This window comes from Puia sp. P3 (assembly GCF_050632245.1).
Classification (GTDB): Bacteria; Bacteroidota; Bacteroidia; order Chitinophagales; family Chitinophagaceae; genus Puia.
On record NZ_CP192583.1, the window covers coordinates 2,136,958 to 2,157,553 of the forward strand.

At 50.2% G+C, this 20,596-nt stretch carries 19 protein-coding genes and 2 pseudogenes; 12 read left to right on the top strand and 9 right to left on the bottom strand.

Features of this window, described 5'->3' with window-relative positions; all coding sequences use genetic code 11:
• Nucleotides 1–37: 37 nt before the first annotated feature.
• Genes ACQ86N_RS12860 through ACQ86N_RS12870 form a run of 3 tightly spaced genes read left to right on the top strand, consistent with a single transcriptional unit; the run spans nucleotide 38 to nucleotide 2,660 of the window.
• On the top strand, nucleotides 38–535 hold the full coding sequence (locus tag ACQ86N_RS12860; protein ID WP_431215498.1) for a hypothetical protein: 498 nt from the start codon (nucleotides 38–40) through the stop codon (nucleotides 533–535).
• Nucleotides 523–2,316 carry an NRDE family protein gene (locus tag ACQ86N_RS12865; RefSeq protein ID WP_431215499.1) on the top strand — a complete coding sequence of 598 codons (1,794 nt, stop codon included), beginning with the start codon at nucleotides 523–525 and terminating at the stop codon, nucleotides 2,314–2,316. Before ACQ86N_RS12860 ends, ACQ86N_RS12865 begins: the two co-directional genes overlap by 13 nt.
• Nucleotides 2,313–2,660: a hypothetical protein gene (locus ACQ86N_RS12870; RefSeq protein ID WP_431215500.1), complete on the top strand. Its 348-nt coding sequence runs from the start codon at nucleotides 2,313–2,315 to the stop codon at nucleotides 2,658–2,660. The genes ACQ86N_RS12865 and ACQ86N_RS12870 overlap by 4 nt, the downstream gene beginning before the upstream one ends.
• Before the next feature lie 227 nt (nucleotides 2,661–2,887).
• Here ACQ86N_RS12870 and ACQ86N_RS12875 read toward each other — a convergent pair whose 3' ends face one another.
• Complete coding sequence (locus tag ACQ86N_RS12875) at nucleotides 2,888–3,871, bottom strand: alpha/beta hydrolase family esterase (RefSeq protein WP_431215501.1); 984 nt, start codon at nucleotides 3,869–3,871, stop codon at nucleotides 2,888–2,890.
• A gap of 31 nt (nucleotides 3,872–3,902) precedes the next feature.
• Nucleotides 3,903–4,382, bottom strand: coding sequence for a hypothetical protein (locus tag ACQ86N_RS12880; protein WP_431215502.1), 480 nt, complete (start codon nucleotides 4,380–4,382; stop codon nucleotides 3,903–3,905).
• Between ACQ86N_RS12880 and ACQ86N_RS12885 the strand changes: the two genes are divergently transcribed.
• The 3 genes from ACQ86N_RS12885 (at nucleotide 4,363) to ACQ86N_RS12895 (ending at nucleotide 6,269) form a co-directional block, all read left to right on the top strand.
• The gene (locus ACQ86N_RS12885) at nucleotides 4,363–5,025 is read left to right on the top strand and encodes a sensor histidine kinase (RefSeq protein WP_431215503.1); all 663 of its coding nucleotides are present in this window, start codon (nucleotides 4,363–4,365) and stop codon (nucleotides 5,023–5,025) included. The genes ACQ86N_RS12880 and ACQ86N_RS12885 overlap by 20 nt on opposite strands.
• Nucleotides 5,022–5,780 carry a LytR/AlgR family response regulator transcription factor gene (locus ACQ86N_RS12890; protein WP_431215504.1) on the top strand — a complete coding sequence of 253 codons (759 nt, stop codon included), beginning with the start codon at nucleotides 5,022–5,024 and terminating at the stop codon, nucleotides 5,778–5,780. The genes ACQ86N_RS12885 and ACQ86N_RS12890 overlap by 4 nt, the downstream gene beginning before the upstream one ends.
• Before the next feature lie 93 nt (nucleotides 5,781–5,873).
• Nucleotides 5,874–6,269 carry a hypothetical protein gene (locus ACQ86N_RS12895; protein ID WP_431215505.1) on the top strand — a complete coding sequence of 132 codons (396 nt, stop codon included), beginning with the start codon at nucleotides 5,874–5,876 and terminating at the stop codon, nucleotides 6,267–6,269.
• Nucleotides 6,270–6,274: 5 nt separating this feature from the next.
• On the opposite strand, the gene ACQ86N_RS12900 is transcribed toward ACQ86N_RS12895, so the two are convergent.
• Together ACQ86N_RS12900 and ACQ86N_RS12905 are read right to left on the bottom strand one after the other, a co-directional pair.
• Nucleotides 6,275–8,272: a TonB-dependent receptor plug domain-containing protein gene (locus tag ACQ86N_RS12900; protein ID WP_431215506.1), complete on the bottom strand. Its 1,998-nt coding sequence runs from the start codon at nucleotides 8,270–8,272 to the stop codon at nucleotides 6,275–6,277.
• Nucleotides 8,272–9,114 carry a TonB-dependent receptor plug domain-containing protein gene (locus ACQ86N_RS12905; protein ID WP_431215507.1) on the bottom strand — a complete coding sequence of 281 codons (843 nt, stop codon included), beginning with the start codon at nucleotides 9,112–9,114 and terminating at the stop codon, nucleotides 8,272–8,274. The genes ACQ86N_RS12900 and ACQ86N_RS12905 overlap by 1 nt, the downstream gene beginning before the upstream one ends.
• 147 nt (nucleotides 9,115–9,261) lie before the next feature.
• On the opposite strand from ACQ86N_RS12905, the pseudogene ACQ86N_RS12910 reads away from it, so the two are divergent.
• Together ACQ86N_RS12910 and ACQ86N_RS12915 are read left to right on the top strand one after the other, a co-directional pair.
• Nucleotides 9,262–11,554, top strand: a pseudogene (locus ACQ86N_RS12910) (GH92 family glycosyl hydrolase).
• Between the two features lie 297 nt (nucleotides 11,555–11,851).
• A pseudogene (locus tag ACQ86N_RS12915) lies at nucleotides 11,852–15,201 on the top strand (TraB/GumN family protein).
• Nucleotides 15,202–15,248: 47 nt separating this feature from the next.
• Here the strand turns inward: ACQ86N_RS12915 and ACQ86N_RS12920 are convergent.
• The 5 genes from ACQ86N_RS12920 to ACQ86N_RS12940 form a co-directional block, all read right to left on the bottom strand.
• Nucleotides 15,249–15,650, bottom strand: a complete 402-nt coding sequence (locus tag ACQ86N_RS12920; protein WP_431215508.1) for a YciI family protein — start codon at nucleotides 15,648–15,650, stop codon at nucleotides 15,249–15,251.
• Between the two features lie 5 nt (nucleotides 15,651–15,655).
• On the bottom strand, nucleotides 15,656–15,922 hold the full coding sequence (locus ACQ86N_RS12925) for a dihydrofolate reductase family protein (protein ID WP_431217386.1): 267 nt from the start codon (nucleotides 15,920–15,922) through the stop codon (nucleotides 15,656–15,658).
• Nucleotides 15,808–16,314, bottom strand: a complete 507-nt coding sequence (locus ACQ86N_RS12930) for a hypothetical protein (protein WP_431218072.1) — start codon at nucleotides 16,312–16,314, stop codon at nucleotides 15,808–15,810. Before ACQ86N_RS12930 ends, ACQ86N_RS12925 begins: the two co-directional genes overlap by 115 nt.
• A 104-nt stretch (nucleotides 16,315–16,418) precedes the next feature.
• Complete coding sequence (locus ACQ86N_RS12935; RefSeq protein ID WP_431215509.1) at nucleotides 16,419–17,333, bottom strand: RNA polymerase sigma factor; 915 nt, start codon at nucleotides 17,331–17,333, stop codon at nucleotides 16,419–16,421.
• A 23-nt stretch (nucleotides 17,334–17,356) separates the two neighbouring features.
• Entirely contained in the window at nucleotides 17,357–17,668 is a 312-nt protein-coding gene (locus ACQ86N_RS12940) for a sigma factor (protein WP_431215510.1), read from the bottom strand.
• A 393-nt stretch (nucleotides 17,669–18,061) separates the two neighbouring features.
• Here ACQ86N_RS12940 and ACQ86N_RS12945 point away from each other — a divergent pair, with 393 nt between their 5' ends.
• The 4 genes from ACQ86N_RS12945 to ACQ86N_RS12960 all read left to right on the top strand — a co-directional run bounded on the left by ACQ86N_RS12945 (nucleotide 18,062) and on the right by ACQ86N_RS12960 (nucleotide 20,592).
• Nucleotides 18,062–18,652 (top strand): TetR/AcrR family transcriptional regulator, encoded by a 591-nt coding sequence (locus ACQ86N_RS12945; protein WP_431215511.1) that lies wholly within the window; start codon nucleotides 18,062–18,064, stop codon nucleotides 18,650–18,652.
• Nucleotides 18,653–18,736: 84 nt separating this feature from the next.
• Nucleotides 18,737–19,540: an SDR family NAD(P)-dependent oxidoreductase gene (locus tag ACQ86N_RS12950; protein ID WP_431215512.1), complete on the top strand. Its 804-nt coding sequence runs from the start codon at nucleotides 18,737–18,739 to the stop codon at nucleotides 19,538–19,540.
• Between the two features lie 187 nt (nucleotides 19,541–19,727).
• A complete protein-coding gene (locus ACQ86N_RS12955) occupies nucleotides 19,728–19,865 on the top strand; it encodes an alcohol dehydrogenase catalytic domain-containing protein (protein WP_431217387.1) in 138 nt (45 codons plus the stop codon).
• Nucleotides 19,846–20,592, top strand: a complete 747-nt coding sequence (locus tag ACQ86N_RS12960) for an NADP-dependent oxidoreductase (protein WP_431215513.1) — start codon at nucleotides 19,846–19,848, stop codon at nucleotides 20,590–20,592. Before ACQ86N_RS12955 ends, ACQ86N_RS12960 begins: the two co-directional genes overlap by 20 nt.
• Nucleotides 20,593–20,596 lie beyond the last annotated feature (4 nt).

Here is a 20,596-nt window from a genome sequence, read left to right on the forward strand (position 1 = left end):
TACTGAGTTTATTTAAAATGAATAACCACAAGGTACTATGAACCCCATACTTACCGGACAGCTGAAGGCTATAATAAATCAGTTGGAGGATATGCTCCTCAGGTTGTCCGATGAGGAGTATAGCTCCAATATAGAATTGCTGTCCAATGCCACACTAGGACAGCACACGCGGCACATTATTGAATTTTTTATCGAACTGTTCATCGGTTACGACAATGGAACCGTCAACTACGACCGGAGAAAGCGGGATCTGATGATCGAAACCCACCGGGAATATGCCCGGAGTCACCTTGGGGCGATCACGGCATTCCTCGATTGTAAGGACAAGGAGTTGGTTCTGGCGGCCGATTTTGGCGGTCAGACGGTCAGGGTGGAAACCAATTTTCACCGCGAACTGGTTTACAACCTGGAACATGCAGTTCATCACATGGCCCTTTTGCGAATTGGCGTGAGTTTCGTTTCCGGTTTGTCTCTTCCTGCGGATTTTGGCGTGGCCGCGTCGACGATAAAATACAGACAGGAATGTGCACGGTAACGTTCGTTCCTTCCGCAGAAGGATTTTATCTTACGTCGAATCGCGACGAACGCGCAGGCCGCGGAATTGCACAACCGCCGAAGGTGTATTCAGATGGACCCGAAGGGCTGATTTATCCAAAGGATCCCGATGCGGGCGGCAGCTGGATCGTTATGAAAGAAAGCGGTTCGGCGGCCGTCCTCCTGAACGGAGCATTCCTGAGGCACCAGCGGAGAAGCCGGTACCGGATTAGCAGGGGGCTGGTTCTGCTGGAAATCATCCGGGAGACCGACCCGTTGGCCCATTTTCGTGATATGGATTTGGAGGACGTCGAACCATTCACCCTGATCCTGCTTTCAGATGGAACGCTTAGGGACTGCCGGTGGGACGGCATTCGGAAATATGTGCTTACTCCCGATCCGGAAAGACCGCATATCTGGTCTTCTGTAACACTATATGATGAGGCGGCGGCGAAAGAGAGAATGCAATGGTTTGAAGAATGGTGCCGGGGCAGAAAAAGCCCCGCGTCAGCCGATGTGATCCAATTCCACCGGTCGGCGGGCAAGGGAGACATCCGGAACGATCTCGTCATGAACAGGGATGATAGGTTGTTTACGGTAAGCGTGACATCTATCGTTCGGGCAAATGGGGACTCACGGATGGTCTACAACGATCTGAAGTCGGGTATCGATGCTGCAGTTTCGTTTGACAACCGGTCCCGCGGCACAAATAAAGAGAGTGCATGGGATCGTTTTTGCTGGTTTTCGAAAAGATTTCTTACCCGGCTAACCCACTGGGAGTACTGGCCTGCGCATGTGGTGTATGGACCGCTCTATCTCTATTGGTTGTGGCTGAGTATCCGCGCGAGGTCCCTGTTCTTTTTCAGTGCTGCCAATCCGGGTATTGAATACGCCGGGTTTACGCACGAGCGAAAAAGCAGCATCTACCGGCAGATGCCCCCGGATCTTTTTCCACGGACCTGGTTGTGTCCGTTAGGCACTGACTGGGAGGCGCTGACGAAAGAACTGGACCAAAGACAGTTGTATTTCCCGCTGATCGCCAAACCGGATATCGGGGAAAGGGGCAGACAGGTGCGCCTTGTCAGGTCGGCCTCCGAACTGCGGGCCTATTGGCTCGGCAGCCAGGTCGATTTCCTGGTACAGGAATTTGTCGACCTTAAAATGGAAGCCGGTATTTTTTATGCCCGCATTCCCGGCCAGGACAGGGGACAGATCACGGGTATCGTCGGCAAGCAACTGCTGACGGTGACTGGCGACGGTCGCTCTTCGATAAGGATACTGCTCCGGCAGAACCCCCGCTACCATCTGCACCTTCGGTCTCTGAGCGCGAGATTTGGAAGCTATCTCGATACCGTTTTGCCAGAGGGCGTCCGCGAGACGCTGGTGCCCTATGGGAATCATAGCCGTGGGGCTAAATTCGTCGACTGGAGCGACAAGATCACAGAAGATCTGACGAGGGCAATCGATACGGTCTGCCGGCAGATTCCCGACTTCTATTTTGGGCGCCTGGATATCAAATTCTCCAGCTGGGACGATCTGCTTCAGGGAAAGAACTTTTCCATCATTGAACTGAACGGGGCAGGAAGCGAGCCCACACATATCTACGATCCGGATCACTCGCTGTTGTTTGCCTGGAAAGAGATCATTCGTCACTGGCGTTTGCTCCGCCGGATCAGTCTGGCCAATTCAAAGAACAGAAATATTCCTTTGATGCAGCTGGCAGAAGGACTGAAAATGCTGCGACTTCACGCCCGCCACTTGCAACTAATAAGGGAACTATGAAAAGGTTGTTTTGCTGGGCCTTGTCTGTCAGCTTCCTCGGGTCGTTGCCTCTCGGCACCCTAAACCTGAGCGTGGCTAATTATGCTTTTCAGCAGAATACCACCGGAGCGGTCGGTTTTTCACTCGCTGCCATTTTTGTAGAAGTGGCTCTTGTTCGCCTCGCGGCAAGCGCGGTGCAGCGGCTGGAAAGGATGAATCGATTTATCTTTTTTCAGGATGCTAACCTGTGGCATTTTACTGCTGCTTGCCGGCAACAGCCTGCTTGCCGCCTGGCAAATGGAGACATTTCGCTCCGGCCTGCCAGTTACATTGCCAAACCCCGTACTGTCTGGATTTGTTCTTAGTCTGATCAATCCGCTGCACCTGCCGTTCTGGTTGGGCTGGACGGCATTGTTCAGATCCAAAAATTTACTCGATGACCAGCCCCGGTCCTACAATATCTTTGTACTGGCTGTCGGCCTGGGCACAGAGCGCCGCTTTTTTCTGTATGGTTTTGCCGGAGGATTCCTCATACAGCAGCTGGGTAGCCGGCAGGTACTGCTGAACTGGATCGTTGGCGTTTCCCTGCTAATCACCGCGGGATGGCAGATCTATAGAGCTTTTTATAAAAAAGCGGGGCATGGCCCCGCCGGTTTTTCACGGTAAAGTATACCGCTGGAAAAAATCCCATAAGAGATCGGTCGCGTTTAGCGCCGTAGACGGTGGATCGGCCTTGTCCCTCGGCTTTTGTCCTCCCGGCCAGGGAATGTCCGCCGTCGGAAGTGAGATAGCTGTCGATCGCAACGCGACCGTGCAGGTCCTTCCACTCCGTGAGCGTGTAGCCCGCACCATCGGTGACAGACGGCGGCGTGTCGCAGCTATCGTTCATTGCCCAGACGCTCAGCCCGGAATCCACTGGTGAAAAATAAACATTGTCCATTCCATACCCGCCATTGAACGGAACCTTCGTGTCCAGCGCCGAATGGATATGGAGGATAGGAACAGCCCGCGACGGCTGGCAGGGAGAAGAAGCCATCAGCGTACCGCTCACCGATGTGATAGCGGCGATCTTTTCAGATAAAGCACAGGCCAGCGTGTAGGTCATCATGGCGCCATTGGACATACCGGCGACATAGACCTTCTTGGGATCGATCTTGTAGTTGGCGACCAGTTGGTCGATGAGTGAACTAATAAAATGTACGTCGTCGATATTATCGCTTTCGGCGACGAAGCAGCACCTTCCGGCGTTCCAGCTTCTTAGTCTGAACGGCCCGTTACTGGGGACACCGTCGGGGTAGGCGACCACGAATCCCTCGGCATTTCCCTTGTCGGTGATCCCATAGTCCCTTTCCATCTCTGCGGATGTTCCGCCAAAGCCGTGCAGGGCGATTACCAGCGGCAGGTTGGAGCTCTCATAATAGTTAGGAGGCAGATTCAGTAAATAGGTGCGGGACAGGCCGTCGACGGACAGCCGTCCGTTGAAACGAAAGGTTTTGCCAGGGTCGCCCTTCTGGCAGTTCGCGAATGCGATCGGACATAAAAGTAATAGTGCGATACGGAAGAGATAGCGTGTCATAGCCTTTTTTCTGTAAAAATGCGCACCGGCGTTAGACCCTATGTTGGGAATCACTGCGAGGCGGGCAAAAGCCCAAAGGAAGCGGGCTGCCCGCTTCATCCGATTTTTGGGCCGTTTCACCGGCAATTTCCGGCCCGGACGGAAAAAAGGTGAATTTTGCGCCATGCTGAAGCTCTACAATACCAGGGCCGGCCTGGTCTTTTCCGTTTCTATCGCGACGATAGCGGTGTTGCTGCCGCGGCTTATCCGTCTCGATACGGACAGACTGTTCCTCACACTGTTCAATTTTATCTACCTCACCTGCGCCTTTTTCTTCTGCTGGCTGGCCCATCACTTCTTTCTGTTGACCTTCCGGCATCGACTGACGCCGCTGCTGAGCATCTGCTGCTGCGTCTCTGTGATCGCTATTCTGACGTGGGGCCTGCACGTGATACCGCTCAACCGGTTTTCCGGGGTAGAGGTGAGGCGCGGGCAGGTGCCTTTTTATCCGCTTGTTCCGGGCGTTCATCATCAGTGCGATCGCGTGGATCGCCGTCTTTTATTTCCGGCTTTTCGTGCTGTACCAGCAGTCCCGTCTGGAGAACGAATACCTCAAACAGGGCAATCTGCAGGCACAGCTGGCTTCCCTTCGGCAACAGATAAGCCCTCATTTCCTGTTCAATTCACTGAATACGCTGTCCAGCCTTTCCCATGAGGCGCCGGTGAAAGAATATGTACTGAAGATGAGCGAAGTCTATAGATATGTCCTGCACTACCAGGACCAACAGCTGACCACCGTAGAGGCGGAGCTGGCATTCATTCGCAGCTATATCTATATTCTCGAAACAAGATTTGAAGAGGGGCTGAAGATCCGGATACAGGTTGGCCCCGGCGCCCTGGGCCGGAAGATTCTGCCGTTCGCCCTTCAGTTGCTGGTAGAGAATGCGGTCAAGCACAATGTCATTTCCTTCAGAACGCCGTTGTCTCTGTTTATCTATGACCAGGACGAAATGCTGGTCGTCGAGAACGATCTCCGGCCGCGTACTACGATGGAGACCCCTTCCGGTATGGGTTTGAATAATCTGTCGCAGCGCTACCTGCTGACGGCTGGTAAAGATCTTTGCATCAGCCGCGGCGAATCCCGATTTAAAGTCGAAATTCCCTTGTTGTCATGAAAGTACTCATCATCGAAGACGAAAGAAAAGCCGCTATAGAACTGCGATCCATGATCCTGAGCCTCCGGCCGGACTGGATCATCGCAGACATCCTCCCTTCAGCGGAAGAAGCTATCGAATGGCTGACCGAGAACAAGGCGCCCGACCTCATTTTCAGCGATATCCAGCTGGCGGACACGGTCAGCTTTCGCGTATTTCAAACAGTTAAGACCGACTGTCCCATCATCTTCTGCACGGCCTATGACGAATACGCCATACAGGCCTTCGAGACCAACGGCATCGACTATCTCCTCAAGCCGGTGGACATGGCGAGGCTCGGGCGCTCGTTGGCTAAGCTCGAATTACTGCAGCGCAATAGCGGGGCGCCCGTCGCCGACATCAACAGGCTGATCGGCCAGTTGTCGGCACCATATAAAAAGACGATCCTCGTTCATCTCAAGGACAAGATCGTCCCCGTCGCCTATACCGATATCGCCTTCTTCTACTACACGCGCGGTATCGTCACCATCCGGCTGATGGGCGGCACCTCCTATCATATCGGCCAGGGCATCGACGAAATAGAGGCGGCCGCCGATCCCCATCTCTTCTACCGGGCGAACCGCCAGTTCCTGATCAACCGGGAAGCCGTCCGGACCATCGAAAAATTCTTTGCGAGAAAATTGGTGGTGAAGCTGTCGATCGATACGCCGGAGACGCTGGTCATTAGTAAGGCGAAGGCCAGTGATTTTTTGAACTGGGTGGAGAAGGGACGATAGGTTCTGCCCGTTTTACCTGAGTTTTTGCCCGTTTCGACGGGGTCCTTGCGATCCCATCGCCCGCCGACGGTCAAATTTGCAAAAATGTAAAAAATGAAAATAAGATTTGCAACCGTATTTCTGGCCGCTTTTCTTCTTGTGGGAACCGTCGCCGCGCGCGCACAATCCGCCGACAGTACGCGCACGGCGGAGGGCCGGGCCAACCAACTTACGGAGAGAATGAAAACAGAACTTTCTCTCACGGAAGAACAATACCCGAAAGTGCAGGCCATCAATCTCAGGCATGCACAGAAGAACGAGGCTATCTTCCAGGGCACCGGAGCCCGATTTGCCAAATTCAGATCGCTAAAGTCCTCCCAAAAAGACAAAAGCAAAGAGATGAAGTCCGTCCTCACAAGCGACCAGTACAAAAAGTATGAGCAGATGATGGAAGAGATGAAGAACAAGGCCCGCCAGCAATACCAGAGCCGGGGTCAGTCGGCGGGGTAGCCCGTCTATCGCTCTACAGTTGATTTCCCTTCCAACCGGCCGATATCGAGAACGATGCGGGTGAACAGGAACCGGCCGTTGAACCCGAACTGGTTGGCGCCAAATAGTAAACGGCCCCTGTTGGACGCATCCCGGGCTGAATTATATCCCCCAGGCGCCTTATTTGCCCCTGCGATAGGATTGTCGTGTACCGCTGAGAGGGAGTTGCGGGGATCAACGAATACCCTGTCCGGATAGACGTCGAATAGGTTGTTCCCGCCTATGGATAAGATCACGCCAGCGCCGGCCTTATAGGATACAACAATATCGGTTGTGACTTTCGCACTGAACACCTGGTCCGTGCCGGTCCCGATATCATTAAAAAATGCGCCGTTGGAAGGGTTTATCAGGCCCGGGTCGATATTGTTGAGGAACTGCACCTTGCCGAACCGGACGGCACGCACGAGGAAATCCCACCGGCTCAGATTGTAGGATGCGGTTAGATTGATTTTATTCTGCGGCTGACCTGTTTCGATACGTCCTTTCTGCTGGCGGTCGAATAAAGTAGCGGCAAGATCGTTGGAAGGATTGGCGGCCTTATTGTTGAGGCTCGGGTTATACTTTGGATCGTCGATGACGGAATTGGTATGCAGCCGGCCAACTACGGAATTTTTATTAAAATTTGCTGCCAGCAGAAGGGTAGCATTGCCCTTGCCCAGCCGAAACTTTTCCGTGATCACCGCGTCGATGCCCCTGGTTTCCGTATTGATGGCGTTAGTCCAGAATTGAAGGGACGAAGTGGAAGGGTCGACGTGATTTGCCTTCAAAATGGTATCCACCAGCGGATTACTTCTGTTAAAGGCAGTGGACAGCACGATCCTGTCTCTGATGGAGATGAAATAGGCGTCTACCGTCACCGTAAGGCCAGTACTGATCTTTCCGACGAAACCCAGACTATAACTGACAGCCGTCTCGGGTTTCAGCTCCCTGATGCCAAAAGCGTTTCGTACGATGGAGTTTTGATTATTGGCGGTAAGGGAGTTCTGGGGTTGGCCTCCGACGAACTGTGTCGACGTATTCTGAAAGTAACGCTGATGCAGCGACGGGGCCCGGAACCCATTGCTCACCGAAGCCCTTAGGGAGAACCGGGACGACAATTCATAACGGGTGCTGAGCTTCCCGCTGAGGTTGTGATAGCTGAAGCCCTGTTCGGCATAATCCTCAAAGCGTCCGGCGCCGTCTATCAGCAATTTGCCGAGAGAAAACTCCAGATCGCCATACGCAGCGTATATATTTCGGGTAGCTTTAACCGCATCGACGTCCTTGAAGCCCGGAAAGACCTGCGATCCCGAGGCCGCCGCCACCGTGCCGAAGCTGGTCCATCTGGTAGTTCCGGGATAGGGAGGGATCGAGTCTACTGTAGCGATCCTGTTACCGTTGATGTAGGAATTGGCCTCGCCCGACGATATCTGAAACGCTTCATGACGGAGCTCTCCTCCAAATGCTACGTTCAGGGATGCCCCGGTATGATAGTCGTACCGGCGGCTGATATCCAGGTTTACCGTATTTTGTAAAAAGGACAGCTCGCCGGCATAGAACCTGGTTTGGACCTGGTCGCTTGCCGATAGGGATGCATTACCGGAATTCTGCACTTCATAACGGACGCTATTGCGACCGGCCATATTGCTGAAATCGACCTTCCAGCCGCCCGCCCGGATGGAAAAACCCGTCAGGAGATTCCAATCGACGATCCTGGGAGCTATTTGTGGCAAAAAACCATTGTAGTAAAAACGTTCGCCACTCGCAAGCACCGGTTCCTGGCTAATAGCGTTGGGATTCCTGCTGAATCCGCTGGCTACCCCATCGCGTTTGTTGATGCCCGCCGTGAGGTAAAAGTCGATGTTACTGCTCAGGCGGGTGCCGGCGTTGACGTATGTGGAGAGATTTTGTTCGTAGGAGTTGCCGGCGACGATGTTATGGCGGCTGTATCCTTGTTTTCTGACGATATCCGCATCCAGGTCCATCAGGTATCTTCTGTAGTCTGCATCGGAAACGGCCGACGCATACGGATTGGTGGGAAAAGCGCCGTTGTTGCCTGCGTAGACCAGGGGATATTGTCATCGCCGCTGCGATTGGTATTATACCTCCGCGAGAACTGACCGCTGATATTCAGGTATGTTCCATTGTCTTTGGCGAAGCCGCCGCTGAAGTCTATTTGCTGGTTGACGCCATCATACATATGTATCCCGCCTTTATAAGGCAGGGTGGTTATATTCTGTCCGAGCAGGCTCGACACGGTAAAACCATTGTAGTTCTTTTTCAATACTACATTGATGACCCCGGCGATAGCATCCGATCCATACTGTGCGGCCGCTCCGTCGCGCAAAACTTCGATACGCTCGATCGCCGCGGCTGGAATGGTGTTCAGGTCGGTGCCCACGGATCCTCTGCCAACCGTGCCATTGATATTTACCAGAGCAGCGGAATGCAGGCGGCGGCCATTCAGCAGTATGAGCGTTTGATCGGGGCCCAGACCGCGCAGACCGGCAGGATCGATATGGTCTGTTCCGTCTGATATGGTCTGGCGGGCAGACTGAAAGGAGGGAATAGTGTAGGTGAGCATCTGCGATACATCCGTCTGGGCAAAGGGCTTGATCTCCTTTGTGCTGATCACATCGACGGGAACTGTAGTGGAAAGCTTTGATCTCACGCCCGCCCTCGAACCTACGATGACGACTCCTTCGAGGTCCTGCATTCTGATCGTGTCTGTCGTGGATGGTTTGGCGGTGTTTTTTCCTGTGCCGGTCTGTGCCGGAAGCTGTTCCAGAATAAAAAGGAACAGCAGGCAGGATAAGAAATTTCTCATAGTGCTAGCTTAGGTTGTTTGAACGTGAAACTAGAAAGTTGAAATTTATCCTTCGTCCGTGTTTTCCCTGCGGAGCCCATTTTTTCCCAATCGGACGGATTCGAAAAGTTCGTGCAAAAAGCAGAAGATATTTATCTTAGCGGCATCATGAAAAGACTTGCCGCCCTCTTATCCCTCGTTCTCCTTTCATTTTATGCCTGTTTTGCCCAGTCCGCTACGGGCAAACAGGAAGTAGATTTTGTCAACACGATCATTGGAACACCCTTTGCCGGTTTTGCGCCGGGTTTGGAAGGCGGGGGGACGATACCCGCGGTAGGACGCCCTTATGCCATGACGAATTTTCTGGCACAAACGGGAGAAAGCAAGATGGGGCGGACCTCCTATGTCTACGAGGACCAGCGGATCATGGGATTTCTGGCCTCTCATCAGCCAACTGTATGGATGGGAGACTATGGCTATGTCTCTGTCATGCCTCAGATAGGAGAGCTCAAAGTAATGCCCAAACAGCGGGCATTGCCTTTCAGTCATGCCGATGAAGTGACCAAACCCTACTATTATTCCGTTTTGATGGATGCGGGCGCCAGTCAGAAAATAAAGGCGGAGATCAGCGCGGCATCGCGGGCGGCGATCTTTCAATTTACCTTTCCTGCCAGCCAGGCGGCGCATCTGGTCATACAGGGGATCAATCTGAATCCCGAACTTTCAGACGAATCCAACGACTATACAGAAAGGATCGGTAAGTTAAAGGGATATATAAAGATCGATCAGGAAAGAGGGGAGATCACCGGTTACAATCCTGACCGGGTGTCCGCTCGGCTGGGGCCGGACCTGCCTAATTTTAAGGGGTATTTTATCCTCCAGTTCGACAAGAAATTCAATTCTTTTGGCGTCTGGGATAAAGGGACGGTGACCCCTTCGACTTCGGAAGGATACGGGACGAGGGCGGGTGCCTATATTGACTTTGCCACGCATGAAGGGGAAACAGTAAAGGTCCGGATCGCCACCTCTTTTATCAGCATTGAGCAGGCCCGGATCAATATGGAAAAGGAATTGCCGGGCTGGGACTTTCAGCAGCTGGTGACGTCTACCAGGAATATCTGGCAGGAGAATTTAAGCCGTTTGAAAGTGGAAGGAGTCTCGGATGATACGAAGTCCATTTTTTATACTGCGCTATTTCATACGATGCAGTTCCCCGGGAATTTTCCGAATACGGAAAATATTACAGCGCATTCGACGACAAAATTCATAGCGGGGTTTCCTATACCGACTTTTCTCTTTGGGATACCTATCGCGCACTGCACCCTTTGTTATTATTTACCCAGCCCGATAGGGTGGAGGGCATGATTACCGCGCTGATCCAGATGTATAAGGAGGAGGCCGGTTGCCGATGTGGCCCAATCCTGCCGAGACGAATATCATGATCAGTACGCATGCCGATGCGGTGATCGCGGATGCGTATATAAAGGGAGTTCGGGGATATGACGTGAGTACGGCATATGCCGCCCTTTTAAAAGACGCGATGGTGCCACCCGTCGATGATGTTTCGCTGCCTTATGCGGACCGGGACAAGTGGACCGGATATGAGGCAAGGGCCGGGCTCACCGCCTTTAACAGCATCGGCTATGTGCCTTTTGGCAGAACGGCCGAATCCGTTAGCCGGACGATCGAATATGCTTCGGATGACTATGCCGTCGCGCAGATGGCAAAGGCATTGGGTAAAACCGCCGACTATCGGCGGATCCTGAACTGGAGTTATAATTATCGCAACTTATATGATTCGGGTGCGGGCTTTTTTATTCCCAGAAAGGCGGATGGCCGGTTTGTGCAAATTAACCCCAAAGACAAATTAGGACGGCAGGATGGGTTTACGGAGGGGGACCAATGGACTTATCTTTTCGGCGCCATGCAGGATATACCCGGAATGATCCGGCTAATGGGTGGCCCCGAAAAGTTTTCGGCAAAATTGGACGAGAATTTTCGCGACAACCACTATCATCACGACAACGAGCCGGGGCATCACTACATCTATTTGTATGACTACAGCGGCCAGCCGTGGAAAACGCAGGAGCTGGCCAGAAAGCACACCTCCATCAACTATCGCAACCAGCCACTGGGCATCAACGGCAATGAGGACTGCGGTCAGATGGCAGCCTGGTATCTGTTCAGTGTCATGGGCTTCTATCCGGTGACCCCCGCTTCGGGCATCTATGCCATCGGCGCGCCTCAATTCCCCCAACTAACGCTGACCTATACCGCGGGCGGTCAGCCCAAAACATTGACCATCCTCGCCCAAAACCTTTCCGACGCCAATAAATATATTCAAAAGGTCAGTTTGGATGGTAAACCGATCGAACATCCTTTTTTATCCCATGCCGCGTTGCTCGCGGGTAAACGGCTCGTTTTTACGATGGGTCCTCAGCCGAATAAGGATTGGAAATAAAGGCGTGTCAATTTTCCCAATAACCGTGTCAATTTTGACCAAAACCGTGCAGGCGGCCATGGGGTTGTTAGAGCGCTCATATCTCCCATCCAAATCCATTATATTTATGCTTTAATACCTTTATGAACTCACCCCTACAACCGATTTTTAGAAACGTACTCCTGTTCTTAACTCTGGCACTTAGCGCAGAAACGCTTTATTCCCGTGTTTCACAAAACCCTCCTTCTTCTCCACATTCTTTGCTGTGGCGAATCTCAGGAAAGGGGCTCACAAAACCTTCCTTTCTGTATGGTACTGATGCATCTTACCGACAAACGCCTTTTTCGTTTTGATGACTCGGTCTACCGGGCGATTGAAAACGCAGAAGGCATGGCCATCGAGGTCAACCCTGATGAAATGGCCGCCTATTTTGTAAACAAGCTATTCGACCAGCTGGAGAACAGAAAAAAGCTCCAGGATGTCGTTGATCGGCAATATTTTAACAGGAATCGTAAAGCGCTGTCCAAAAAATTCAATAAGCCGGCGGAAGAGATCAGTGCCTCCGATGTTGTCAGGGAGAAGAATAAATGGATGGCAGAATATATGGAAAAAGGCGAAATGCCTACGTTTATGGATGCCTATCTGTATAACATCGCCCGGCGCCAGGGAAAATGGGTGGGGGTATCGAGGACCTTACGGACCAGACTGGAATGATCTCGGACCTTGTTGACCAGTCGGATATCAACTACCTGCTGGCGAGTGACAGCGCGACCAGAGGATCTGCCGCCCACGTCTATCTGGAGAAAATGATCGCGGCCTATTCAAGCCAGGACCTTGGGGCGATCGAGAATATGACCGAGTTACAGACTTCAGCCGAGGAGAAAGATAAAATGTTGATCCGCCGGAATATCAAGATGGCCCGGCGCATCGACAGCCTTGCTTCCGTTCGGACGATGTTCCTTGCCATCGGGGCGGCTCATCTGCCTGGCGACAGTGGCGTGATCGACCTGCTGCGCAGGCGCGGCTTTGTCGTTGAACCGGTTTTCTCGAAGAACAAGATCGATGCGAAAGATTATACTTTTCAGGAAATACACCTGCCCTGGGTGCCGGTGTCCGATGCCGGGGAATACTATAAGGCGGAAATGCCAGCGAATCCCGCGACGGTCAGGTTATACGGGCTCATAGAGATGAAATTTCTCATGGACCTGTTCAGTATGACGGGTTATGGTACGATGGCCGTCATGAATTCTTTGCATCTGGCCAATACCGACAGTCTGTTTGGTTTAACCGTCGGCAGGATGTTTCAGAGTGATATGGTTAAGCCTGTCAGAAGCCTTCAGCAAAATGGCGTTTCGGGTCGGGAATATATTCATACGTCGGCGCAGGGAAATGTCCGCGTTCAGATGTTCGCAGACGACAAAATGATCTATATGGCCGTTTTGTCAGCATTTAAAAAAGAAAACCTCCGATCGGCTGACGCCGACAAGTTCTTCGATTCATTTGTCATTAACCGCGCTAAAGAGCAGACAGCGTCAATCAGCGGCAACTTCGTAGACTCTGTCATGGGCATCAGTTTCACGACACCCACGCAACTCACTTACAACGACAAAATCAGCAAACTGCAGGCCGACGATTCGTGGAAGATTAGCTGCTTCGTGGGAGCCGATATTTCGACAGGAGCCTATATCATGTTATTTTCAAAGGAGGTAAAACCTGGATTTCATATTCCTGACGAAAACCTCATCCACGAAAATTTCTACAAGGCGATGAAAAAACAGTACAGGGATCTGCACGTAGATAGTTCAACCCTCGATAATCTGAAAATCGTCAAATTAACCGGCAGGAATATACAGCAGAGAAATATATATGGCAATGCTGTTTCTGTCGTAAAGGACGGCCGGAACGTCCTTCTGATGGCGATTGGTGATTCGGCATCGGTCTTTTCTCCCGCCATGCAGGCTGTGATCGGCTCCTTTCATTTTATTCCGCATCCTTCCGTGAACTGGCAGAAATATGAATCACCCGACCACACTTTCAGCGCTTATCTGCCCTCCTCCATCCAGGAACATTTCTATAAATCGGGGAATAAGATGCAGTGGGTTTCCTATGATACTACGACAGCTACTTCATACATGGTCATTCCCGATACGCTTGGAAAATATAGCTGGTATGCTTCCGACAGCCTCTTTTGGAAGGCAACTATCGGCAGGGATACGGCCGCGGACCGGCTACTTGATATAAAGGATGTCGTCAACGGGGATATGGTTGGAAAGGAATATATTGTCAGGAACAAAAAGAACAACGCCGCCTGCTCCAGGACGAGACTGCTCCTGTCCGGCAACAAAATATACAAAATATTTGCTGCAGCGAATAAAAGCACGTTGACCAGCCCGGAGGCCAACCGGTTTTTTGATGAATTCCGGATGCAGGGCATTTCTGCCCCGAGTACCGTAACCGAGTCTAAGGCTTCCCTGCTGATACATGATCTTGGCAGCGCCGACTCCTCTACCCGCCGTGATGCATATATAGCCCTGTTTTCCGCTAAATTTGTAAAAGCGGATGCTTCGTTGCTGAGAGAGGCCGTATTCAAATCATATCGATCTCCTTATGATACGTCGCAGGCGACGATCATCAACGACAGGCTGGCACGGGAACTCGCAGAACTGAATGATCCCTCCACTGTTGCCTATATCCGGCAATCGTATTCGTCTCTTATTAACGAAAAGCAGAAGCTGCGGAACTGCGCTTTATCGATCCTTGCCCGCCGGCATGTTGCCGATAGCTATGCTGCACTTGCCGAGCTGCTTCGGCAGGGGCCGATCAGCGAAAAACTGGGATACCAGTTTACGACCGCTGTGAAGGACAGCATGCCCTTTACAGCGGCCTTATTTCCTGCGTTTCAGGCATGGATCGTCGATACACTGCAGGCCCCCACAATCGCGTCTATAGCCTTATCGCTGCTTGATAGCGGATACCTGTCGAAAGATTCCCTCAGCATGTATGAACCAGCATTCCTCAAATCCGCTGCCGCCCTGCTCCCTGCTTTGAAGGTGAATGATGGATACGGAGATTACAATATATATTCTCTGTTGCGGCTGATTCGTCATTTCAATACGCCTTCTTCTCATGCCCTACTAAAAAACTTTCTGACCGTCAAAAATAAATACCTTTTGAAGGAGGTAGTCTTGCAACTTGTGAAAGGAGGACAGACAGATATTCCCATAACGGTCCTGAACCGGCTTGCTTCAGATCGGGAAACCCGAACCCCTTTATACGACGGCCTCAAAGAGGAGAAGAAAACTGTCCTGTTCCCGAAAGCGTATATGACGCAGTCTTTTTTTGCGGAATCTGCCGTTTATAACGCTAACGATGATGAAGATGACGACGAAACATTTGATAAGCTGGTTTTCCTTTCGAAGAAAACGGCCGCTTATCATGGTACGGTCTATACCTGGTATTTATACAGGGCTGATTTTGAGAGCGACGGACTGTCTAGCCAGTATCTTGCTGTTTCCGGCGGGTATGATGCTGCGGGTGTCGGGTTGAAACCCGTGAAAAATCTAACTGGCTTTTACAGGGAGGAGAAATTTGACCCCAAGAATATCGGAGTGCAGTTTGCCGCATATTTAAAGGGATTGGATGTTGATGAGCCTTTGTCAACCAAATAGGGCGTTTTTCAAACCACTTTATGGTGGATTTGAGATGGATCGCTGAATTAAGTGCCTGATTTTCGCCGTTTGCTGTCTTCGATAAAGCTCGTCAGGTCCAATGCCGGACGGATTTCCCAACTATTGCCGCCGCGCCCCAGCCGGAGAGACGGATGCTTGGACAGCAGGCGGATGGCATGATTCAGATCGGTAGCTTCAACTATCATGATCCCGCCGATTTGCTCTTTGGACTCGGCGAAAGGACCGTCGGTTACGGAAACCTTGCCGCCGCGCCATCTTAATGTGGCAGCATTTCGGGCTTCCTGCAAACCCTCTCCGCCCGCATAGTGACCATTCTGCCGAAGCTCATCATCGTAACCAAAACACTCATCCATAAAGGTTTGCCGTTCGCTTTCGGAAAGTGTTTCCCAAGCTTCTTCATTCATGTATCCAAGACAAATGTATTTCATAGTGATTATTTATTGTGTTGAAGAATGACATGTGTAACCTTCTCCGATGCCTCGAATCGGACACATTCGTAACCCAATTTACGCAAGTCCACGTTATCGAACAGCCTTTCACCTCCACCTAATATCGTCGGTGTGATGGCAATATGTAGCTCATCGATCAATCCTTCGCGGAGGTACTGTTGTATGATGCTCGCTCCGCCTCCAATTCGGATATCCTTTCCATTGGCAGCTTCCCGGGCCCTGGCAAGCGCATGATGAATGCCTTCGGTAATAAAGTAAAAGGTCGTTCCCCCTCCATCTCCAAAGGAGGTCTTGCGTAATGTGTTAGCACATAGACCGGAACGTGATAAGGAGGATTGTTTCCCCACCAACCCTTCCAGTTCATATCCGGCCAGGGGCCCCTAACAGGCCCGAACATATTCCTGCCAATAATCCAGGCACCGAGATTTTCTGATCCACGCTTCAGAAAATCGTTGTCGATCCCTTCCGTGCCGCCCTCCTGTCCAACAAGCTGACTCCACCAGCGGGTGGAAAATACCCATTCATGAACGGCTTTACCATCAATGCCCATCGGATTGTCAAGGCTTTGATCCGCGGCCGCCCCGTAGCCGTCAAATGAGATCGAGAAACTAGCCACCCGGACCTTCGTCTTTTTTTCAGTCATGATCCATAATTGTTTTTTGTGATGTAATGCTTGATTTCATTAGGTAGTCGAATGGCCATGGACAAAATCGACAACCAGGTTGAAATTTTTTACACCTTCAGGAATTACGATCCCAATTCGCTGAGCTTTCGTTGGATAAACTGCCGTTCCGGGGCTTGTTGTGCCAGGGCGAGGGCGCGTTCCCATGATGTCCTTGCCTGGCTTGTACGGCCCAATTTCCGGCAAAGCTCCGCCCGCGCGGAGTGGGCCAAATGATAGTCGTCCAGGTCCCCACGCTCCAGGATCGCATCTATCTGCTGCAGACCAGCCTCAGGCCCCTTGTGCATGGCAATCGCGATGGCGCGGTTTAATTCAATAATTGGAGAGGGATTTATGCTCAGCAGCCGGCTATATAGCCAGGTAATCTGAGCCCAGTCCGTAGCTTCGGGACGTACGGCCTCAGCGTGTAGGGCCGCGATGGCTGCCTGTAGTGTGTAGGGGCCTGGCGGTTTGGATGAAAATGCCCGTTCTACCAGCGTCAACCCCTCCTTAATCATATCGCGATCCCAACGCGATCGATCCTGATCTTCCAAAAGAATGATATTTCCTTTTGATGAAGTGCGGGCCGGTCGGCGGGACTCGTGCAGCAGCATGAGGCCAAGCAGTCCTGTAACCTCAGGATCTGGCAGCAAAACGTGCAGCAGACGCCCAAGCCGGATAACTTCGCCTGAAAGGTCAGCACGGGTTACTGACTCGCCGGATGAAGCATAATAGCCCTCGTTGAATACCAGGTAGATCACCTGAAGTACGGCTCCGAGCCGGTCTGGCAATTCATGTTCCATCGGCACTTCAAACGGTATTTTTGCCTCACGAATTTTCGCCTTGGCGCGGACTATTCGTTGGGCCATAGTAGAGGGTGTAACAAGAAATGCGCTTGCGATCGCTTCGGTGGTCAGATCGCAAACCTCACGCATGGTCATGGCCGTGCGTGCATCAAGCGACAATGCGGGATGACAGCAGGTGAAGACCAGCCGGAGCATATCGTCTTCTATCGCATTGTCAATTAGCCTGGAAACATCGGGGGCGCAGCTTCCGTTTGCAAGATCTGCTGCTGCTCCAACGAGTCGAATTTTGATTCGCGCCGGATGCGATCGATTGCTTTAAACCGGCCGGCGGAAACAAGCCACGCTAGCGGATTCGAAGGAATGCCCTTTTCACCCCATTGTTCAAGTGCAGCCTTAAAAGCATCGTGCATGGCGTCTTCGGCAAGATCAAAGTCTTTAAGCAAACGTATCAAGGTGGCAAACACCAGGCGCGACCTGGTACGATAAATCTCGCCTACAAGTTGAGGAATATGTTCCGGAGTATTGGGCATGGTTGATTGTTCGACTCTTATAAAGGTAATCGATATACGCCTATTCAATGCCACTGTCCTGAAAGCGGTGGGTTCGCATCCATCCGCCAGGATGAACAAGTTCGCCCCGCTTCTGGAATGCAAAAACCCTCGGCATTTATGCCGAGGGTTTTTGTGACCCGGATTGGACACTTTTCAAACCATTTCTTGACTGATTTGCGGTTGATCTCAGAGGTAAGTGCTTGATTTTTAGTTAATATCGGAATACGGATTGTTTAACAATTGCCCTTTGTCGCTTCACCTTGCCTTCAAGTGGAGCATTATTATCTCATATATCATAAAGAACTAAAATATACTAAGAAGTTTTTTAATTAGACCTTTTAGTATATTTTTGTAGCAGAAAACTTAATGATCATGCGTACTAAAGCAGAAAGAACAAAACAATTCATCCTGGAAACTGCAGCTCCTATTTTTAATCAGAAGGGGATATCCGGCGCTAATATAGACGACGTACTTGCTGCCGCAAAGCTGACCAAGGGATGCCTTTATGGTCATTTTGAAGGTAAAGAAGATCTGGCCCTTCAGGTTGTTGATTTCATGCTGGATAACAACGGCAAAAAGATGTTATCGACCATCAGCAAGGGTAAAACAGCAAAGGCTAAGGTATTTGCTTATCTCGATTTTTATAAGGACCCCTTGAATACTTACCTTAAAGGCGGATGTCCTGTATTTAATGTTGCTGTGGAATCTGATGATAGTTTTCCGGCCATCAAAGAAAAGGTAGCGGGTATTATTCGACATGGACAGGAATTGTTTGTTAGTATTTTAAATCAAGGCATTGCAGACGGTGAATTTTCTGACAAGCTTGATCCGGCCGTCTTTGCGTTCAAAGCGGTGGCTGCTGTTGAAGGTGCTGTTGTTTTGTGCAGATCGATGAACACGGCAAAACCGATGGCCGGTTTGCTCAGGAGCCTGAAAGCGGAATTGGAAAGCTACGCGCTGTAATTTTTTTTAATATAAAATATACTAAAAAGTCTTTTTTATATCTAACAAAATCCCAAATGGGGAAATCAATAATCAAACAATAAAATGAAACAAACAGTTTTAGTCACAGGTGCCTCATCCGGCATCGGACTGCTTGTCGCCAGCAAGCTCCACGAAAATGGCTACCAGGTGATCGGCACAAGCCGGAATCCGGAAAAGTACATGGCTAAATTACCATTTAAGTTATTGCCATTGGATCTGAATGATGACCATTCCATAGCATCGTTTGGCAAGCAGCTGTTTAGTCAGATCAAACAGTTAGATGTGCTGATCAACAACGCAGGTTATTTAGTAAACGGACTTGCCGAGGAAACCTCTATTGAGCTAGGCAAGCAGCAGTTTGAAACCAACTTTTGGGGAACGATAAAAATAACTAACGAGTTGCTGCCCTACTTCAGGAGGCAAAAACATGGCAAAATAATCACTATCGGCTCGCTGCTGGGCTTAGTGGGACTTCCAAATGTAGCCTATTATACCGCTTCCAAACATGCACTCGAGGGCTATTTTAAGTCGCTTCGGTTTGAATTGAACCAGTTTAATATCAAGGTGGCGATGGTTGAGCCGATCAGTTTCAAAACCAATATCGGCGAAAGTGCGACTATTGCAGCAGGAACCATCCCAGACTATGATCTGTTCCGCCAAAAGGTCACCGCATATACCAAAAAGTCATTTGACAATGCACCCGAGCCTGCGCCAGTTATCGCTACTTTATTGCGAACAGTAAAGGAGCCCAACCCGAAGTTTAGTTATCCTGTGGGAAAAGGATCGTCATTTGTGCTGCTGCTTCAACATTTCGCCTATAAGGTTTTCGAGAGATCCATTCTGAAATCAATTAACGCTTCAAAATAGAAATAACATAAGGACTAAAGCATAAATGAATTAAAAATAAAATCAATGCGTGCATTCATAGTGAAACGCTACGGAAAGAAAGAAAAATTACATCTAACTGAATTACCGGAGCCGAATGTAAAGGAAAATGAGTTACTGGTACAAATACATTCAGCAGGTGTCAATTTGTTGGACTCACTCATTAGAAATGGGGATTTTCAAACTGTTTTTACCTTACAAGCCACCATTTATTAATGGACATGATCTGGCAGGTATTATAACGAAAGTTGGTTCGAAAGTCGGCAAATTCAAAATTGGGGGACGAAGTGTATTCAAGAGTAGGTAATTACAGAATAGGCACTTTCGCTGAATACATTTCTGTCAATGAAGCTGATTTGGCATTAAAGCCAAAAAATCTTACCATGGAAGAGGCAGGCTCCATACCATTGGTTGGCTTAACCGCCTGGCAAGCACTTGTTGAAATAGGAAATGTAAAAAAAGGCCAAAAAGTTTTCATTCAGGCAGGTTCGGGTGGTGTAGGTACATTCGCCATTCAGTTGGCAAAGCATTTCGGGGCTTATGTCGCCACAACTACAAGCGATGCTAATATTGATTGGGTTAAAAAGCTTGGTGCAGACCTTGTTATTGATTACAAAGTCGAAGATTTTGAAACCAAACTTAGCAATTATGATTTGGTCATACATAGTAATCGTGACACAAAAATCCTTGAAAAATCACTCCGCATCCTAAAACCCGGCGGACAATTGATCTCATTAGTTGGGCCCCCTACTCCGGAGTTTGCAGAAAACATTGGGTTACCCTGGTATTTAAAATTAGTAACAAAGCTTTTGAGTTTCGGCGCGAAGAAAAAGGCAAAAAAACTAGATGCCAGGTTCCTATTCTTATTTATGAGGGCAGAAGGAAGTCAACTAGGGAAAATCTCCCAGCTCATTGAGGCAGATATTATAAAACCGGTAATTGACAAAGTATTTCCATTTGAACAAACTAATGCAGCGATGGCTTATGTGGAATCTGGCCGCACAAAAGGAAAAGTTGTAATAAAAGTTAAATAGTCAT

Bases quoted from the DNA above. Each gene is read 5' to 3' on its own strand.
- ACQ86N_RS12860 (WP_431215498.1), top strand. From the start codon at position 38: ATGAACCCCATACTTACCGGACAGCTGAAGGCTATAATAAATCAGTTG.
- ACQ86N_RS12865 (WP_431215499.1), top strand. From the start codon at position 523: ATGTGCACGGTAACGTTCGTTCCTTCCGCAGAAGGATTTTATCTTACG.
- ACQ86N_RS12870 (WP_431215500.1), top strand. From the start codon at position 2,313: ATGAAAAGGTTGTTTTGCTGGGCCTTGTCTGTCAGCTTCCTCGGGTCG.
- ACQ86N_RS12875 (WP_431215501.1), bottom strand. From the start codon at position 3,871: ATGACACGCTATCTCTTCCGTATCGCACTATTACTTTTATGTCCGATC.
- ACQ86N_RS12880 (WP_431215502.1), bottom strand. From the start codon at position 4,382: ATGATGAACGCCCGGAACAAGCGGATAAAAAGGCACCTGCCCGCGCCT.
- ACQ86N_RS12890 (WP_431215504.1), top strand. From the start codon at position 5,022: ATGAAAGTACTCATCATCGAAGACGAAAGAAAAGCCGCTATAGAACTG.
- ACQ86N_RS12895 (WP_431215505.1), top strand. From the start codon at position 5,874: ATGAAAATAAGATTTGCAACCGTATTTCTGGCCGCTTTTCTTCTTGTG.
- ACQ86N_RS12900 (WP_431215506.1), bottom strand. From the start codon at position 8,272: ATGGACCTGGATGCGGATATCGTCAGAAAACAAGGATACAGCCGCCAT.
- ACQ86N_RS12905 (WP_431215507.1), bottom strand. From the start codon at position 9,114: ATGAGAAATTTCTTATCCTGCCTGCTGTTCCTTTTTATTCTGGAACAG.
- ACQ86N_RS12920 (WP_431215508.1), bottom strand. From the start codon at position 15,650: ATGAAATACATTTGTCTTGGATACATGAATGAAGAAGCTTGGGAAACA.
- ACQ86N_RS12930 (WP_431218072.1), bottom strand. From the start codon at position 16,314: ATGACTGAAAAAAAGACGAAGGTCCGGGTGGCTAGTTTCTCGATCTCA.
- ACQ86N_RS12935 (WP_431215509.1), bottom strand. From the start codon at position 17,333: ATGCTCCGGCTGGTCTTCACCTGCTGTCATCCCGCATTGTCGCTTGAT.
- ACQ86N_RS12940 (WP_431215510.1), bottom strand. From the start codon at position 17,668: ATGCCCAATACTCCGGAACATATTCCTCAACTTGTAGGCGAGATTTAT.
- ACQ86N_RS12945 (WP_431215511.1), top strand. From the start codon at position 18,062: ATGCGTACTAAAGCAGAAAGAACAAAACAATTCATCCTGGAAACTGCA.
- ACQ86N_RS12950 (WP_431215512.1), top strand. From the start codon at position 18,737: ATGAAACAAACAGTTTTAGTCACAGGTGCCTCATCCGGCATCGGACTG.
- ACQ86N_RS12955 (WP_431217387.1), top strand. From the start codon at position 19,728: ATGGGGATTTTCAAACTGTTTTTACCTTACAAGCCACCATTTATTAAT.